At 55.8% G+C, this 15973-nt stretch carries 16 protein-coding genes; 7 read left to right on the top strand and 9 right to left on the bottom strand.

Going from position 1 to position 15973, the window contains the following annotated elements; all coding sequences use genetic code 11:
* Positions 1 to 11: 11 nt before the first annotated feature.
* Positions 12 to 1265, bottom strand: a complete 1254-nt coding sequence (locus tag ACOTZF_RS11010; protein WP_013096829.1) for an MFS transporter — start codon at positions 1263 to 1265, stop codon at positions 12 to 14.
* A 121-nt stretch (positions 1266 to 1386) separates the two neighbouring features.
* Here ACOTZF_RS11010 and ACOTZF_RS11005 point away from each other — a divergent pair, with 121 nt between their 5' ends.
* The 3 genes from ACOTZF_RS11005 (at position 1387) to bioD (ending at position 4460) form a co-directional block, all read left to right on the top strand.
* Entirely contained in the window at positions 1387 to 2292 is a 906-nt protein-coding gene (locus tag ACOTZF_RS11005) for a LysR family transcriptional regulator (protein WP_023620317.1), read from the top strand.
* Positions 2293 to 2413: 121 nt separating this feature from the next.
* Positions 2414 to 3634: a sugar metabolism global transcriptional regulator Mlc gene (gene mlc / locus ACOTZF_RS11000; RefSeq protein WP_013096827.1), complete on the top strand. Its 1221-nt coding sequence runs from the start codon at positions 2414 to 2416 to the stop codon at positions 3632 to 3634.
* A gap of 130 nt (positions 3635 to 3764) precedes the next feature.
* A complete protein-coding gene (bioD, locus tag ACOTZF_RS10995; RefSeq protein ID WP_013096826.1) occupies positions 3765 to 4460 on the top strand; it encodes a dethiobiotin synthase in 696 nt (231 codons plus the stop codon).
* Here bioD and clcB read toward each other — a convergent pair.
* Positions 4395 to 5705, bottom strand: coding sequence for a voltage-gated ClC-type chloride channel ClcB (gene clcB, locus ACOTZF_RS10990; RefSeq protein ID WP_058661270.1), 1311 nt, complete (start codon positions 5703 to 5705; stop codon positions 4395 to 4397). The two genes, bioD and clcB, sit on opposite strands and share 66 nt — an antisense overlap.
* A gap of 255 nt (positions 5706 to 5960) precedes the next feature.
* Between clcB and ACOTZF_RS10985 the strand changes: the two genes are divergently transcribed.
* From ACOTZF_RS10985 to ACOTZF_RS10970, 4 genes are read left to right on the top strand one after another with little or no spacing between them, the layout of a single operon-like run.
* Positions 5961 to 7658, top strand: a complete 1698-nt coding sequence (locus ACOTZF_RS10985; protein ID WP_310824025.1) for an S-type pyocin domain-containing protein — start codon at positions 5961 to 5963, stop codon at positions 7656 to 7658.
* Positions 7655 to 8122 (top strand): DUF6392 family protein, encoded by a 468-nt coding sequence (locus ACOTZF_RS10980; RefSeq protein WP_129251615.1) that lies wholly within the window; start codon positions 7655 to 7657, stop codon positions 8120 to 8122. Before ACOTZF_RS10985 ends, ACOTZF_RS10980 begins: the two co-directional genes overlap by 4 nt.
* A gap of 6 nt (positions 8123 to 8128) precedes the next feature.
* Positions 8129 to 8929, top strand: a complete 801-nt coding sequence (locus ACOTZF_RS10975; protein WP_277815307.1) for an S-type pyocin domain-containing protein — start codon at positions 8129 to 8131, stop codon at positions 8927 to 8929.
* Positions 8926 to 9393, top strand: coding sequence for a DUF6392 family protein (locus tag ACOTZF_RS10970; RefSeq protein WP_129251616.1), 468 nt, complete (start codon positions 8926 to 8928; stop codon positions 9391 to 9393). The genes ACOTZF_RS10975 and ACOTZF_RS10970 overlap by 4 nt, the downstream gene beginning before the upstream one ends.
* 53 nt (positions 9394 to 9446) lie before the next feature.
* Here the strand turns inward: ACOTZF_RS10970 and osmV are convergent, their stop codons facing one another.
* The 7 genes from osmV to ACOTZF_RS10935 form a co-directional block, all read right to left on the bottom strand.
* Entirely contained in the window at positions 9447 to 10595 is a 1149-nt protein-coding gene (gene osmV, locus ACOTZF_RS10965; RefSeq protein WP_029882806.1) for an osmoprotectant ABC transporter ATP-binding protein OsmV, read from the bottom strand.
* Positions 10595 to 11242, bottom strand: a complete 648-nt coding sequence (osmW, locus tag ACOTZF_RS10960; protein WP_006808875.1) for an osmoprotectant ABC transporter permease OsmW — start codon at positions 11240 to 11242, stop codon at positions 10595 to 10597. Before osmW ends, osmV begins: the two co-directional genes overlap by 1 nt.
* Positions 11243 to 11250: 8 nt before the next feature.
* On the bottom strand, positions 11251 to 12150 hold the full coding sequence (gene osmX, locus ACOTZF_RS10955) for an osmoprotectant ABC transporter substrate-binding protein OsmX (RefSeq protein WP_038980457.1): 900 nt from the start codon (positions 12148 to 12150) through the stop codon (positions 11251 to 11253).
* Between the two features lie 18 nt (positions 12151 to 12168).
* Complete coding sequence (osmY, locus tag ACOTZF_RS10950; RefSeq protein WP_013096821.1) at positions 12169 to 12879, bottom strand: osmoprotectant ABC transporter permease OsmY; 711 nt, start codon at positions 12877 to 12879, stop codon at positions 12169 to 12171.
* Positions 12880 to 13148: 269 nt separating this feature from the next.
* Positions 13149 to 13892 carry a YoaK family protein gene (locus tag ACOTZF_RS10945; RefSeq protein WP_014831711.1) on the bottom strand — a complete coding sequence of 248 codons (744 nt, stop codon included), beginning with the start codon at positions 13890 to 13892 and terminating at the stop codon, positions 13149 to 13151.
* A gap of 155 nt (positions 13893 to 14047) precedes the next feature.
* A complete protein-coding gene (locus ACOTZF_RS10940; RefSeq protein WP_129251617.1) occupies positions 14048 to 14671 on the bottom strand; it encodes a glutathione S-transferase family protein in 624 nt (207 codons plus the stop codon).
* Positions 14672 to 14755: 84 nt separating this feature from the next.
* On the bottom strand, positions 14756 to 15940 hold the full coding sequence (locus tag ACOTZF_RS10935; RefSeq protein ID WP_421636091.1) for an MFS transporter: 1185 nt from the start codon (positions 15938 to 15940) through the stop codon (positions 14756 to 14758).
* Positions 15941 to 15973 lie beyond the last annotated feature (33 nt).

Genomic DNA, 15973 nt, shown 5'->3' with positions numbered 1-15973 from the left:
CCGCAGGCGGATTATCTCAGACGTTTATGAAGACTGGCGCCCACCAGCAGTGCCCCGCAGAGCATCAGCGCGATAAACCCGCCCACGCCGTTCCAGCCGTAGTTGTGCCAGAACACACCGCCCAGCGTCCCGGCGAAGCTGGAGCCAAGATAATAGCTAAACAGATACAAAGAGGATGCCTGGCCTTTGGCACGACGGGCGCGCGGGCCAATCCAGCTGCTGGCAACGGAATGCGCGGCGAAGAAACCGGCAGAGAAGAGCAGCATGCCGGTGAAAATCAGCCACAGGGACGAGAAGAGCGTCAGCAACAGGCCCAGCAACATCACGGCGGTTGAGACCAGCATCACCGGCCCACGGCCATAGCGGGCGGTCATCGCTCCGGCTTTTGGCGAGCTCCAGGTCCCTGTCAGATACGCCACGGAGAGCAGGCCGACTACCGCCTGGCTCAGATGCCACGGCGAAAGCATCAGACGATAGCCAATATAGTTAAACAGCGTGACGAACGATCCCATCAGCAGGAAGCCGGTCAGGAACAGCCGCGGCAGTCCTTTATCCCGCCAGTGCAGGCGGAAGTTGATAAACAGCGTTTTCGGACGCAGGGAGGTGGGGCGGAAGTGGCGTGATTCCGGCAGAATTTTCCAGAACATCAGCGCAGAGGCCAGTGCAAAGCAGCCAATCACCGCCAGCGCAATGCGCCAGTTAAAGAAGTCTGTAAACACGCCGCTCAGCAGGCGTCCGCTCATACCGCCAATGGAGTTCCCGCTGATGTACAGCCCCATGGAGAACGCGACAAAGCTCGGGTGGATCTCTTCGCTGAGATAGGTCATCCCGACCGCCGCCACGCCGCTCAGGGATAACCCGATGAGCGCGCGCATCATCAGGATCCCGTGCCAGCTGGTCATCATGGTGGAGAGCAACGTACAAACCGACGCCAGCATCAGCGCGGTCACCATCACCTGTTTACGCCCAATGGCATCAGAGAGAGGGCCGGTAAAAAGCAGGCCGACAGCCAGCATCCCGGTTGAAATAGAGAGAGAAATACTGCTGCTGGCCGGTGAGACGCCAAACTCATGTGACAGCACGGGAAGGATAGGCTGAACGCAGTAGAGCAGGGCAAAGGTTGCCAGACCGGCTGAGAACAGCGCCAGCGTGACGCGCATAAATTGGGAGGTACCACGTTTAATAAACTGCGCCGGTTGAGAAGCTGCGGGTAAATCATCGATATCGCGTGCCGGTTCGATATCAACGGTAGATGTACGACTCACACATGTTCCTTGCTTAAACATCCCCGTGGTTTCTGGTGACGGGTATGACCACCTCTTCAGGGTAGGAAAATGTAAATATTCTGTCTAATATATTAATAATCTCAAATGATACATATAAAATATGAATATCGAACTGCGTCATTTACGCTACTTTGTCGCGGTGGCAGAAGAACTCCATTTTGGCCGCGCCGCCGCGCGCCTGAACATTTCGCAGCCGCCGCTCAGCCAGCAAATTCAGATCCTGGAGCAGCAGATTGGCGCCCGTCTTCTCGCCCGCACCAACCGTAGCGTGAGCCTGACGGCGGCAGGCAGGCAGTTTCTGGCCGACAGCCGACAAATTCTGAGCATGGTTGACGACGCCGCCGCCCGCGCAGAGCGGCTCTATCTGGGGGAAGCCGGTGAATTGCGCATCGGGTTTACCTCGTCAGCCCCGTTTATCAGCGCCGTCTCGCAAACCCTGTCGTCGTTTCGCCGTGACTTCCCGGACGTGCATATTCAGACGCGCGAAATTAATACCCGGGAACAAATTGCTCCGCTGAATGAAGGGGCGCTGGATTTAGGGTTGATGCGCAACACTCAACTGCCGGACTCGCTGGCGTGGCAGGTGATCCTGCGCGAGCCGCTGATGGCGATGATCCCGCGCGATCACCCCCTGGCGTCGAAACCTGCCGTCACGCTGGCGGAGCTGGCGAAAGAGCCGTTTGTCTTTTTCGACCCGCAGGTGGGAACCGGTCTGTATGACGATATTCTGGGCCTGATGCGCCGCTACGATCTCGCCCCGGTCATTACCCAGGAGGTAGGAGAGGCGATGACAATAATAGGCCTGGTCGCCGCCGGGCTGGGGGTTTCTATTCTCCCGGCCTCCTTTAAACGGGTACAATTGCGTGAAATGTGCTGGGTTCCGCTTGCCGAAGACGATGCGGTATCGGAGATGTGGCTGGTGTGGTCCAGACATCATGAACAGAGCAATGCGGCACAGCGTTTTAAAAAGCAGCTTATCACCGCCTCTGCCGGGCGATATTTATAGGGAAAAATGGGCAAAAATGTGCAGTAAATCACATGGCTAAGTAAATATTTGACGACGGCCATGCAAGTGCTTCACCATAGCCCAAAGTTTATTTCGAAGCTCGAAAATAAGGGAGTACGAGGTGGTTGCTGATAGTCAGCCAGGGCATATTGATCAGATTAAGCAGACCAACGCTGGCGCGGTATATCGCCTGATTGATCAGCTTGGTCCGGTTTCGCGTATCGATTTGTCGCGCCTGGCCCAACTGGCTCCCGCCAGTATTACCAAGATTGTTCGCGAAATGCTGGAAGCCCACCTGGTTCAGGAGACGGAGATTCAGGAGCCGGGGAGCCGGGGTCGTCCGGCGGTCGGGCTGGTGGTGGAGACGGAAGCGTGGCATTACCTGTCGCTGCGCATCAGCCGGGGTGAGATCTTTCTTGCGCTGCGCGATCTCAGCAGCAAGCTGGTGGTAGAAGACCGGCTGGAGCTGCCGCTTAACGCAGATCAACCGCTTCTTGAGGCGATTGTCACGCATATCGATCATTTCTTTATTCGTCACCAGCAGAAGCTTGAACGCTTAACGGCGATTGCCATCACCATGCCGGGCATTATTGATACCGAGAACGGCATTGTGCACCGCATGCCGTTTTATGAAGACGTCAAAGAGATGCCGCTGGGTGAGGTCCTGAAAAACCATACCGGCGTACCGGTCTACATTCAGCATGACATCAGCGCCTGGACCATGGCGGAGGCGCTGTTTGGCGCGTCACGCGGGGCGCGGGATGTCATTCAGGTGGTGATCGACCATAACGTCGGGGCGGGCGTCATCACCGACGGACGCCTGTTGCATGCGGGCAGCAGTAGCCTGGTGGAGATCGGCCACACGCAGGTAGATCCCTACGGGAAACGCTGCTACTGCGGCAACCACGGCTGCCTGGAGACCATTGCCAGCGTGGAAAGCGTGCTTGAGCTGGCGCAGGTGAGGCTCAGCCAGTCCATGAGCTCCTCGTTGCACGGGCAACCCCTGACGGTAGATTCCTTGTGCACAGCGGCGCGGCAGGGCGATCTGCTGGCTAAGGACATCATTACTGGCGTAGGGAATAACGTCGGGCGCATTCTCGCCATTATGGTGAATCTGTTTAACCCGCAAAAAATCCTGATCGGCTCCCCGCTCAGCCAGGCGGCGGATATCCTCTTCCCGGCGATCTCGGCCTGCATTAATCAGCAGGCGCTGCCCGCTTACAGCAAAAACATTGTGGTCGAAAGCACGCAGTTTTCGAACCAGGGCACCATGGCCGGCGCCGCGCTGGTAAAAGATGCAATGTATAACGGCTCCTTACTGATCCGCCTGCTGCAGGGCTAACTCTTTTCCACAGACTTACTAAAAATTGCGCTATCTCAAGCCGGATAGCGCACGCTTCCCGTAGACTTCCCCCACTGAATTATTTACCTGGTTTATATTTTCGAAGCATACCCAAGAGGTGGAATGAGTCATGCTTAAGCGTTTCTTTGTTACTGGTACAGATACCTCTGTCGGCAAGACTGTTGTATCGCGCGCGTTGCTACAGGCGCTGGCAGCAAGCGGTAAACGTGTTGCAGGGTACAAACCGGTCGCAAAAGGCAGTAAAGAGACGCCAGAGGGGCTGCGTAATAAAGATGCCCTGGTTTTACAAAGCGTCTCATCCCTGGAGCTGCCTTATGATGCGGTCAATCCTATTGCCCTGAGCGAAGAGGAGAGCAGCGTGGCGCACAGCGGGCTGATCAATTACACCCTGCTGTCGGATGGGCTGGCGAACCTGAGCGAGAAGGTTGATCACGTTGTGGTTGAAGGCACGGGCGGCTGGCGCAGCCTGATGAACGATTTGCGTCCGCTTTCCGAGTGGGTGGTGCAGGAGCAACTGCCGGTGGTGATGGTGGTGGGCATCCAGGAAGGATGTATCAACCATGCGCTGCTGACGGCGCAGGCGATCGCCAATGACGGCCTGCCGTTAGTGGGCTGGGTGGCAAACCGCATCAACCCAGGCCTTGCGCACTATGCAGAAATCATCGACGTGCTGAGCAAAAAACTGCCCGGCCCTCTGGTGGGCGAACTGCCTTATTTGCCGCGCGCCGAGCAGCGCGAACTAGCGCAGTACATCGATCTCTCTGCTCTCGGCAGTGTGCTGGCCGTAGATCGAGTCGTGGCGTAACGTTCGCGAGAGTACGGACGCAACAACGCAGGCAATCAGCAGGCCGGGTAGCAGAAAATACTGCCCGGTCATTTCACACACCATCAGCGCCGACATAATAGGCGCATGCGTCGTGGCAGCGAGCAACGTCGCCATCCCCGCCAGTCCCAGCAAAATCGCCGTTTCAGAACCCGGTAGCCACAGCGCAAAAAGCTGCGCAAACAGCATTCCTGTCGCCAGCCCGACAAACAGCGTCGGCGTGAAGACCCCGCCCGGTGCGCCCGAACCGCTGCTTGCCAGGACCGCCAGCAGCTTACAGATAAACACGCCCGCAATAACGGACAGCAGCGGCGGTGAGAGCAGAAAGGCCTGCACCACGCTATAGCCGTTGCCCCACACTTTGGGCGTGAGAAGCGACAACAGCCCGACGATCAGCCCCCCGAGCGCCAGCTGCCAGGGCGGTGAGAGTTTGAGACGCAGAAACAGGGCGTGGCTAACCGTCATCAGCCACATCAGCAGCGGGCCGCAGACGCCCGCCAGTAGACCGATGATAACGATCAATCCGTAATCGCCCGCAGTGAGCGTTTCGCTGAGATGCACCTCATACAGCGTGGTAGCGCCAGGGCTTAACAGACGCGTCGTCAGCAGCGCTACGACGGCCGCAATGACTACCGGGCCGAGCGAGGCGAGCATCAGCGTGCCGAACAGGATTTCCGCAATAAACAGGCTTCCGGCTAGCGGCGCGTGGTAGGCGCTGGCCATTCCCGCCGCCGCCCCGCAGGCTATCCATAATTTCCATTCGGACTTCGGCGTAAAGCGCTGCGCAAACAAGGAGGCGGCGAGGGCGGCAAGCAGGATCATCGCCCCTTCACGCCCGATGGCGCTTCCGCTGGAAACCACCAGCAGTGATGCCAGGGATTTGACCAGGCTGGCACCGTAATCGAACTGCCCATCACCCGTTTCCAGCGCTTCCATATAATCCGTTGGCGCATGCGGGCGTTGCGCTGTCAGCCGCTGCCACCCCCATAGCAACAATCCGGCTGCCAGGCCGCCAAGAGCAGGCGTGAGCATGCGACGCCAGGGGGACAACGCCGCCGCGGCATTCACCAGGCTGCCGCTGTCGTTACTGAGAAACAGCCACTCCAGCAGATACATGCTGTGGCGAAACACGGCAACGGCCAGCGCGGCCAGTACGCCCGTGACGGTGGCAATCAGAAGCCGGCGAAACATCGCGCGGATATCGGGGTAAGTATGAAGACGTTGCATGGGTCGCGAGTAAACGGGGTCGATGTCCTATTGTGGTGGGAACTCAACCAGTATGCAAATGCGCTTTTATATGGTTTTCTAAATATTTAAATTATTTATTTTTGCTGATGATTTATTTTATTGTTAAATATTAACAAAAAATGCTGAATAAATCTGATTAACGCATGTTCATAGTAGAATTTCTTTTTTTATTAACGGGAAGGAAAAGGGAATTCTTTATGAATAATAAATTCAATAATTACCGGAGCGAAACACATGGGCTACCGTACCGATAACTATGGCCGGGGGCAGGCGCTTGAGAATGACAAAACGACTACCGGTGCCAGGTGTATTGCGTCCATTACGGACAGTACGGAATTCGGGCGCAGAATTCTCAGGGTAGGTGATAAAACTACTCCCTGCCCCAGATGCGGAAAACGGGGGGTAATCGTATCAGGTGAGCCGCGCGTAAGTTTTCACGGCGTGCCCGTAGCCGTTCATGGGTCAGAAGTGCATTGCGGTTGTCCATCGGGTTCGAACCGGGTGATTGCCCCGGCAGGTCAGTGGCTGAGACGTGGACGAGACCCGGTTGATGTTGCCAGGGAACAACACGCCGCTAAGCTGGTTGCAGAAAAGGAAGCCGAAGAAAAACGCAGAGAGGAAGAAAGGGGGCGCAACCGGGTATTTGCAAAATCCTGCCTGCGGGGGGATGGCTGCAATGATGCCGGTGACCAGCGCGAACCCCATACTAATTTTGCCGATATGGCATTTTTTCAGGCCATGCCCGCCAGCGACCCGGCAACCGATTCAGACACCCTGCAGCACGCACAGACCGCCAGAAAGAAAAAGCCAGAGGATATCCCCAGACCGAAAAAGCGCAGCGCCCTTTATCGCTGGTGGAACGGCAACCAGGAGGAAATGGACTATCAGGCCGCCGTTGCGGCTGCTGCAACTGCTGCGCGGGTGCAGACGGCCACCACGGGCGCAAGCTTGCTGGAACTCATAAGCGGCAGGGCACTGACCTACGGCTCCTGGGCGGTGCGGGGTGCCGCCGGGCTGGGTGAAATAGCTGCCGCCGGAGCGGGCGCACCCGTGGCCGGGCTGCTGGTGGGAATGATGCCCGGCAGGCTGAACGACGGCGAACAGGATTTTATCGACCGTATGCGCCTCGCGCAGATGCGTGAAGCCCCAAGCCGTGTTCGCTATACGTGGGAGAACGACAGCAGGGGGAACCCGGTGCCGCATGGCTGGCACACGCCGCCAGGCCGGGACAATGTGCGCGTCAGAAAAATGGAGTACGACAGCAGGGTGCAGGCGTACACGTTCACCACGGAGGAAGAACCGCACATCACCATCGTGTGGACGCCTGACCGGACAGACGATAAAAAACCGTGGAATACCGGCAACCAGGCGCGGCCGATGCTACCGAACCCGGTTGTTGTTGACCCGCTGCCCGTTAACACCGGCATAACGGCGACCACCAGCCCGGCACAGGAAGAAAAGCGTTTCGCGGATTACATTCTGATCCTGCCGTTCCCTGACCTGCCGCCGATTTATATCTACCTGAGCAAACCGCCGGTGGAGTTTCTGGAAGTCGAGCTATACAGTGACTTTAAACGCCGTTCGCGGCAGGGGATGTATGAGGCGGATCACATGCCGTCCAGAGCTGCTGTTGATGCATATCTGAGAGCTAATTATCCGTTGCTAGATGATGACGAGATACTTGCGTTGACTGATAAAGTTGCTGCCATCGTGATCCCGAAAGATATGCATCAAAAAATAAGCGAGACATATGGTGGACGTAATACGCCTACACAAATTGATCTTGACTCCAGGAACCTCAGGGCAGCAGTGGATCGCAATCTGGATGCCATAAAACCGGCATTGAAAGATCATGGCGCGACCGAAATTCAGATCGAAGCAGCAAGGGTGAAAATGCATAAAATAAATAGTGAAGCGGGGCTGTACAAATGACGGTAAACGTTGAAGCGCTGATAAATAGTCTTGGTAAGTCTTATCAATATATGCTTGATAAGGATTTAATTCCGTATAAGTCTGCCCCGAAGGGTTCTTCTGGAACACCGACCATCAACCTTGAAATGGCTCAGGAAGGGATTTTTCTTTCTTTCTGGCGAGAGGGGCGGATTTTGAAATCTGTCACACTCAGAATTCAGCACGTACCTGCGACCAGTTGGACATTTCCCAATAAACTACCTGCACCCTTGCAGGCGTCTATGTCACGCAAATGGGTTAATGAAAATCTTGGAGAGCCGCTACGAAGCGCGCCGCCTTACACTGTAATGAATAGGGATTATGGTTGGACGGACCTCTATGAGGTAAAGGATCACGATATTCCTACGAGCATGCAGATTAACTATGACGTAGAGGATAGCGTGAGGTCTATAACCTATATGCTAACGTCAGAGCTTCGCTGGTAATGCTCTATACAAGCCCCGAAAGGGGCTTTTTTATGCCCACTTCACCGCCAAAACTACAGGCAGAACCCGGTACCGCACGGCTGGCACACGCCACTCGGCCGGGACACTGTACGCGTCAGAGAAATCGAGTACGACAGCAGGGCGCAGGCGTACACGTTCACCACGGAGGAAGAACCGCGTATCACCATCGTGTGGACGCCTGACAGGACAAACGAGAAAAAGCCGTGGAATACCGGCAACCGGGCGCGGCCGGTACTGCCGAACCCGGTTGTTGTTGACCCGCTGCCCGTTAACACCGGCATAACGGCGACCACCAGCCCGGCACAGGGAGAAAAGAGTTTCGCGGATTACATTCTGATCCTGCCGTTCCCTGACCTGCCGCCGATTTATATCTACCTGAGCAAACCACCGGTGGAGTTTCTGGAGGTTGAGCTATACAGTGACTTTAAGCGCCGTTCACGGCAGGGGATGTATGAGGCGGATCACATGCCGTCGGCTGCGGCTGTTAAGGCCTATCTCCGTAGGGAGTATCCATATTTAAAAGAAACGGAAATTCAGGAGTTTTCATTACAGGTGGTGGCTATCGTTGTCCCTAAAGATGTGCATCAGAAAATCAGTGAAACTTATGACGGACGTAATACTCTGGCACAGATTGATCTGGACTCGCAGAACTTACGGGCAGCAGCGGATCGTAATCTGGATACCATTAAGCCATCGTTAAAAAAGCAGGGTGCCACTGAAGAACAAATAGAAACTGCCAGAACCAAAATGCATGCTCTGAACAGCCAGCAAGGATTATACAAATGACAGTAAATGTAGAAACACTTATCCATAATCTGGGCAAAAGCTATAAAGAGTTAGTTGATAATGGGTTAATCACCTACAAAAGTGATCCTAAAGGGGCAGCAGGCGACCCCGTGTTACTTTTACCAATGGTGAACGAAGGTGTTTATTTAGCCTTTAATCGAGAAGGGAGAATACTTAAAGAAATTACGTTGTCTATTCAGCGCGATGACGTAAAAGGATGGGTTTTCCCAAATGTACTCCCTTCACCGTTGCAGCAAAACATGTCTCGTGCATGGATTCATCAGGTGTTTGGTGAGCCCGAAGGCACGATTGCCCCAAGAATGATAATGAATCGCTCTTTCGGTTGGGTTGAAAAATTTACCGTTGAAGATGTTCACACACCCACCATAATGCAGATAGATTACGATCTTAACGAGATAGTTAAAGAAGTCGCTTTTATTCTCACTTCTGACATTCGCTGGTAAAGCTTAGCATAAGCCCCGAAAGGGGCTTTTCTGGTCTGTATAAAATATAATTCTCAGCTCTCACTGTGAATATTCAGCGCCCTGCGCGTACGCCCTGAGCTGAGGTACTCCGCGATATAGTCCTGCGAAATCTCGCCGTTATAGCGACCCTCTTCATCCACAATCGGCATCCAGCTGGTGTTGCTTTCATACAGGCGGGAGAGCACTACGCGCAGGTTATCTTCCGCTTTGCCGGTCATGCGGAACGGGTGCAGGATATCGGCACAGGTGCCGCTGGCGTTGCGCGCTTCCCGGCGTTTCACAAACCCCAGCGGTTTACCGTGCTCGTCCACCACGGTGATGGCGCGGATATCGTTATCATCCATGGTGGCAAAGGCCTCTGGAAGCGGGGTAGAGCCGCGTACAGTGATAGTAGGCTGCTGGTCGGTGACGTCGCCTGCCGACACCAGCAGCAGGCGCTTCAGAGTGCGGTCCTGACCCACAAACGAGCCGACAAACTCGTTCGCCGGCTTCGCCAGCAGCTCGTCCGGGCTGGCGCACTGGACAATCTTCCCCTGACGGAAAACGGCGATACGATCGCCCAGCTTCAGGGCTTCATCGATATCGTGGCTGACCAGCATCACCGTTTTCTTCAGCTTGCGCTGCATCTCAAGAAACTGGTTCTGGATCACTTCACGGTTGATGGGGTCCACTGCGCCGAAGGGCTCATCCATCAGCAGTACCGGCGGATCTGCCGCCAGCGCGCGGATCACGCCGATACGTTGCTGCTGGCCGCCGGACATCTCGCGCGGATAGCGGTGAAGAAACTTACGTGGATCCAGCGCCACCATATCCATCAGCTCTTCGGCACGGGTTTTACACCGGGCTTTATCCCAGCCCAGCATGCGCGGCACCACGGTAATGTTCTCTTCGATGGTCATGTTCGGGAACAGGCCAATTTGCTGAATCACGTAGCCAATGTTGCGGCGCAGCGTCACCGTATCCATCCCGCTGGTGTCTTCGCCGTTAATCAGGATCGTGCCGCTGCTCGGCGTAATCAGGCGGTTGATCATCTTCAGGGTGGTGGTTTTCCCGCAGCCGGACGGGCCGAGCAGGACGCACATTTCCCCTTCGGGCACGTTCAGGTTGACGTTGTCCACGGCCTTAAAGGTCTGGCCATGCTTCTGTGAAAAATGTTTGGTGAGGTTTTCCAGTTTTATCATTATCGAATCCCCTTCGGAGTCAGTACCACCTGCAGACGGTGCAGCAGCCAGTCGAGCACAATCGCTAAAAGACAAATCATCAGCGCCCCCGCAATCAACATGCGGATATCGCTCCCGCCGATGCCGTTAAGCAACAGCAGGCCCAGGCCGCCCGCGCCAATCACGGCGGCAATCGCCATTACGCCGATGTTCATCACCACGGCGGTGCGGATGCCGCCGAAAATCACCGGTAGCGCCATGGGAATTTCAACCCAGCGCAGCCGCTGCCAGAAGGTCATGCCGATGCCGCGTCCGGCCTCACGCAGACCCGGCGGCAGGCTGTCCAGCGCGGTATGGGTGTTGCGTACAATCGGCAGCAGCGAGTAGAGAAACACCGCGGTAATGGCGGGCAGGGCGCCAATGCCCTGACCGATCAGCGAAAACAGCGGGATCATCAGGCCAAACAGGGCGATGGACGGAATGGTCAGCACGATGGTCGCGATGCCCAGCACCGGTGTCGCCAGCCATTTGTGACGGACAATTAGAATGCCGAGCGGAACGCCGATAATAATGGCCAGGCCAACCGCCAGCGCCACCAGCCACAGATGCTGCAGCGTCAGGGTTAACAGGTAATCCCAGTTATCCAGAATGTAGTGAATCGTCTCCATAGCGCCTCCTACAACAGCTTTTTGCTACGCAGGAAATCACGGGCGACCTGCTGCGGTGACTGATGATCGATATCCACCTTCTTGTTCAGCTCGGTGATAACGTCGTTGTTGAGCTGGGCGGAGAGGGTGTTAAGCGCCTCTTCCAGCCCCGGGTTCGCCTCCAGCGTGTCTTTACGCACCACCGGGGTGACGGCATAGCTCGGGAAGAAGCCTTTATCATCTTCAAGTACTTTGAGGTCGAAACCTTTCACGCGGCCGTCGGTGGTGTAGATCAGCCCGGCATCAACAAAACCGTCGCGCACCGCGTTATATACCAGACCGGGATCCATCTGGCGGATCTGCGGACGGTCCAGCTCCATGTTGTAGGCCTTCTGCAGCGGCTTCATCCCATCGCTGCGCCCGGCAAACTCAAGATCCAGTCCCAGCAGCCAGTTTTTATCCGGGTTGGTTTTACGCACCTGCTCAATCTTCGCCACCATCTCAGACATGGTGTTGATATGTTCCGCTTCGGCGCGTTTACGCTGCATGGCGAAGGCATAGGTGTTGTTCATATCGGCGGGTTTGAGCCAGACCAGACCGTGCTTCGCGTCCAGACGCTTAACCGTCTCGTAAGACTCCTGCGGCGACATGCGCTTGTTGATATGGTTAAAGATGATCAACGACGTACCGGTGTACTCCCAGGTCATATCAATTTGTTTGTTGATCATCGCGTTACGGGAGATAACGGTCGCAATATTGGTTTGCGGCTGCACCTGGAACCCTTTCTTTTGCAGGTACTGCACGGTCATGGCCGAGAGAATATGCTGCTCGGTAAAGCTCTTGGTTGCCAGAATCAGCGGGGCGGCTATCGCCTGGCTGGTGAAGAGCGCCGCGGCACACAGCGCCGTCAGGCTGGATATTAGTCTCATGAAAGCTCCTTGTTATTGTTATCGAGCGAGATGGGGACTCATCACGCGACCCAGCGCAGCCAGCAGCGTGTCAAGGATCAGGGCAAACAGCGCGGTGGCCGCCGCGCCCAGGATCAGCGTCGGGAAGTCGTTCAGGTAGATGCCGGGGAAAATCAGCTCGCCGTAACTGCTGGCGCCAATCAGGAAGGCCAGCGGAGCTGTACCCACATTAATGGCGGTGGCGATGCGGATGCCCGACAGCATCACCGGCCAGGCGTTAGGTAACTCCACCTGGCGCAGACGCTGCCATTTGGTCATCCCAATCCCGTTGGCCGCTTCCAGTAACGACGACGGCACCGAGCACAGCCCGGCGTAGGTATTGCGCACAATCGGCAGCAGCGAGGCAAGAAACAGGGCAATGATGGCTGGCGTATCGCCAATGCCAATCACCACCATCGCCAGCGCCAGAACGGCCAGCGGCGGCAGGGTGTTGCCGACGTTGAAGATTTGCATCACGTATTCGGCTACCCCACGCGCCGCCGGGCGGCTGAGCAGGATACCCGCCGGAATGCCAACCAGCAGTGCGAAGAACATCGAGGAAAATACGAGGATTAAATGCTGTTGCCCGAGGTAGATCAGGTCAACCTGGCGCGCCTTGATCGTCTCCAGCCCAATTCCCCAGGTGAGGAGGGCCAGAACCACGATAATGGCGCCGACAAACAGCAGCGAGCGTTTGAGTAATGGATGCATTGCGGTGTGTCTCCCTGTGCGCATGCGTTATCGCAACCAGCGGTTGCCTGTTGTTATGCCATGTTTCGGCAGGGGTAGTTGACCTATAGCAAGCGTTTGGGAAGGGTTCCAGCGAAGGGGGAAAATCAGTAACCCTATGAAACTAGTGACAACCTTGATTAAGCCTTATGAGGTAAGGGCTGGCTGTGAGAGGGCAGAATAGTCCTAAAGCGACTTCATGAAAGTGACGGTGTCACAACTGTCGCGACATTCTGCCCTCTGCGTTTTGACTATCGGCCGAGGGCTGCGCGAACTTTGCGCACGCGCACCGCGATGGTAATCATGGAACAAACGGATACCAGCGCCAGTATGACACCCAGCGCCAGCATCGCATTAAAGCCAATCCACCGGAACAGGAGTAACCCTGCGATACCGCCCGTAATAAACGAGAACAGGGTGGTTAAGTGGGTTTTAAGCTGGCTTTTCTGCGCCGCCGTATCTTTGGAGTAGTCCCTGCGCAGCATCGCCACGACTACCGAGGCCAGCGATATTCCCGCGTCCGTCAGCGTGCCGGTGATGTGCGTCGATCTCACCCGGCCGCTGGAGAGCTGGGTGGAGGTGGAATTGTGGATCCCCATCAGACCACAGAGAAAGATAATAATTGTGCGGTTGCTGGTGAGGGCATGGAAATACATCTCGTAAACCGAAATGCCGGTCAGTAATAACCCTTCGACAAACAGGATCTGGCAAAAAACCAGGCGGATATTATGGATAATGCCCCAGATAACAATAATGCGCGCAAGAATGGCACCCGTGACAAACGCCAGAATAATGGAGCCAAAGAAAATAATATCGTTCAGATCGGTGGAAGAGACTTCGCTGGATAATTGTGAGGTATTGCCGGTCATGTGAGAGGGGAAAAAGCCAAATGCCCCAAGGGCGATGGCGTTGAGCAAGCCGGCGGATGTCGCCAGCCAGAGGGCTAACCGGCGATCCTCCTGATGCGTTCGTTCTTTTTTGAGTTTAATCAGCAAGAATACCTCCGGGGTGAGCTTTGCCTGAAACGTCAGGCTAGCAAAGCGATACAACGGACAGTCCAGGATATGGCTTAATTATTATTCCCTCTGACGACATGCAGGGTTTTGTAATTAAATAAAATATCCTTGCTGAATATAGGGCCGTGGGGAATTCAGACCATGCCGTTATTTCCGTGTCGCAAAAATGCCGGGCGCTGATTAAGACGTTCAAACCAGGCATCAATGGCAGGCACCGCGGGTTTGTCAAAAGGCGTCATCTTCCAGCGGTTCACCGACAGCCCCAACACTACATCTGCAAGCGTAAACGTTTCGCCCGCAGTAAAGGAGCCGGTGCGCTGCACCTGCTGCTCAAGAATGCCGATGCAGTGGTTCCACTCTTTTATCCCGGCGGCAATCCGCACGGGATCGTTATAGTCCGGGTTTTTGCGCCCCAGCGCCGGAAAGACATAGCGCCAGGCGTTGTTGAATTCGGTTGCCTGCCAGTCCATCCAGCGCTCGACGTTAGCGCAGGCCTGCGGCTGCGATGGCAGCAGGTCATCGCGTCCGGCTTTGCGCACCAGGTAGCGGCAGATTGAATTCGATTCCCACAGCACAAAATCGTCGTCGATCAACACCGGCACCATGGCGTTGGGATTCAGGGCGCGGAAGGCGTCCGTTTCCGTCGAGGCAAATCCGCTGCCGTAATCTTCCTGCTGATATGCAATTCCGGCCTCTTCGCAGGTCCAGAGGACTTTACGCACGTTGATGGAGGTGGTTTTGCCAAGGATAGTGATCATGCTGTCGCGCCTCTTCACAGTGATTGTGGGTTCAAAAACAATACACCAGCGCCATAGAAAAGCGGCAATTAATCCTCTGCGGCGTTATCTGTTCAGACGTGCGAGCCGCCATGTCACTCCAGCCGCACTGAGAAGCAGCAGGCCGCTCATGAGAAAGGTGCTCTGCCAGCCCAAATAGTCAAACATCATGCCTCCGGTAGTTGATCCCAGCGCAATGGCAAGCTGGATCACCGCAACCATTAACCCACCGCCAGCCTCAGCATCTTCCGGAAGCGTACGGGCGATCCACGTCCACCACCCGGCAGGTGCCGCCGTCGCCAGCATTCCCCAGAGCCCTAACAGCGCGGCAACGGCCCATACGTTGTGCCCGGTCAGAATCAACCCGCCCGCAATGGTGGCCATCAGCAGGGGAATGGCCATTAACGTCAGGTAAAATGACGCGTTGAGCGCCATGGCAATCACGAGAGTACCTACAAAACCTGAAACGCCGATGGTTAACAATATCAACGACAACCCGGAGTCGCTAACGTGGGTAACGGTTTCAAGGAACGGACGCACATAGGTAAATAACGCAAACTGACCCATAAAGAACAGGCCGCAGGCAAGCATGCCTGCAATAACGGCCGTCTGACGAAACAACCGAAAGACCGTCCCATGCGATGTTGCCCGGTCATTCCCCTTCATATCAGGCAGGCTATAGCATTGCCAAATGAACGCGACTATTGCCACGGGCACCAGACACAGGAAGGCGCCACGCCAGCCAATAGTCGTGCCGAGATAACTGCCAAGTGGGGCGGCAACCACCGTCGCCAGCGCGTTGCCCCCGTTGAAAATAGCCAGCGCGCGCGATACCTGATGTTGTGGCACCAGGCGAATAGCCGTTGCCGCAGACATGGACCAGAATCCGCCGATGGCAATACCGATCAGGGCGCGGCCGGTTATATAGACCGGATAGTTCGGTGCAAAGGCAATAATCGTTCCCGACAGGGCCATCAGTAGCGTCATTCCCAGCAGGAGATATTTTCTGTTCATGCTGCCAGCCAGTTGAGAAAGCGTCAGGCTGGTCAGGACGGCCAGTGCGCCGGAGACAGCAATCCCCTGGCCCGCCAGCCCCTCGGTGACACTTAAATCTCGGGCGAGCGGGGTAAGCAGGCTAACGGGCATAAATTCAGAGGCGATCAAAACAAATACGCACAGGGTCAGGGCAAAAATGCCGCCCCAGTACGTATGTTCACGGTTCGATTGCGTGGTTTGGCTTAGTGCGGACATAGTCAGATTTCATCAAGGCGTAGAGAGGGCCAC

It is taken from the genome of Enterobacter cloacae complex sp. SHL021 (assembly GCF_049237765.1).
GTDB lineage: Bacteria > Pseudomonadota > Gammaproteobacteria > Enterobacterales > Enterobacteriaceae > Enterobacter > Enterobacter cloacae.
The sequence above is the reverse complement of the archived record's forward strand: the minus strand, read 5'-3'. Positions and strand labels throughout refer to the sequence as shown.

Bases quoted from the DNA above. Each gene is read 5' to 3' on its own strand.
- ACOTZF_RS10985 (WP_310824025.1), top strand. From the start codon at position 5,961: ATGGGCTACCGTACCGATAACTATGGCCGGGGGCAGGCGCTTGAGAAT.
- ACOTZF_RS10935 (WP_421636091.1), bottom strand. From the start codon at position 15,940: ATGTCCGCACTAAGCCAAACCACGCAATCGAACCGTGAACATACGTAC.
- ACOTZF_RS11005 (WP_023620317.1), top strand. From the start codon at position 1,387: ATGAATATCGAACTGCGTCATTTACGCTACTTTGTCGCGGTGGCAGAA.
- clcB (WP_058661270.1), bottom strand. From the start codon at position 5,705: ATGCAACGTCTTCATACTTACCCCGATATCCGCGCGATGTTTCGCCGG.
- bioD (WP_013096826.1), top strand. From the start codon at position 3,765: ATGCTTAAGCGTTTCTTTGTTACTGGTACAGATACCTCTGTCGGCAAG.
- ACOTZF_RS10980 (WP_129251615.1), top strand. From the start codon at position 7,655: ATGACGGTAAACGTTGAAGCGCTGATAAATAGTCTTGGTAAGTCTTAT.
- osmV (WP_029882806.1), bottom strand. From the start codon at position 10,595: ATGATAAAACTGGAAAACCTCACCAAACATTTTTCACAGAAGCATGGC.
- ACOTZF_RS10970 (WP_129251616.1), top strand. From the start codon at position 8,926: ATGACAGTAAATGTAGAAACACTTATCCATAATCTGGGCAAAAGCTAT.
- osmY (WP_013096821.1), bottom strand. From the start codon at position 12,879: ATGCATCCATTACTCAAACGCTCGCTGCTGTTTGTCGGCGCCATTATC.
- osmX (WP_038980457.1), bottom strand. From the start codon at position 12,150: ATGAGACTAATATCCAGCCTGACGGCGCTGTGTGCCGCGGCGCTCTTC.
- ACOTZF_RS10940 (WP_129251617.1), bottom strand. From the start codon at position 14,671: ATGATCACTATCCTTGGCAAAACCACCTCCATCAACGTGCGTAAAGTC.
- osmW (WP_006808875.1), bottom strand. From the start codon at position 11,242: ATGGAGACGATTCACTACATTCTGGATAACTGGGATTACCTGTTAACC.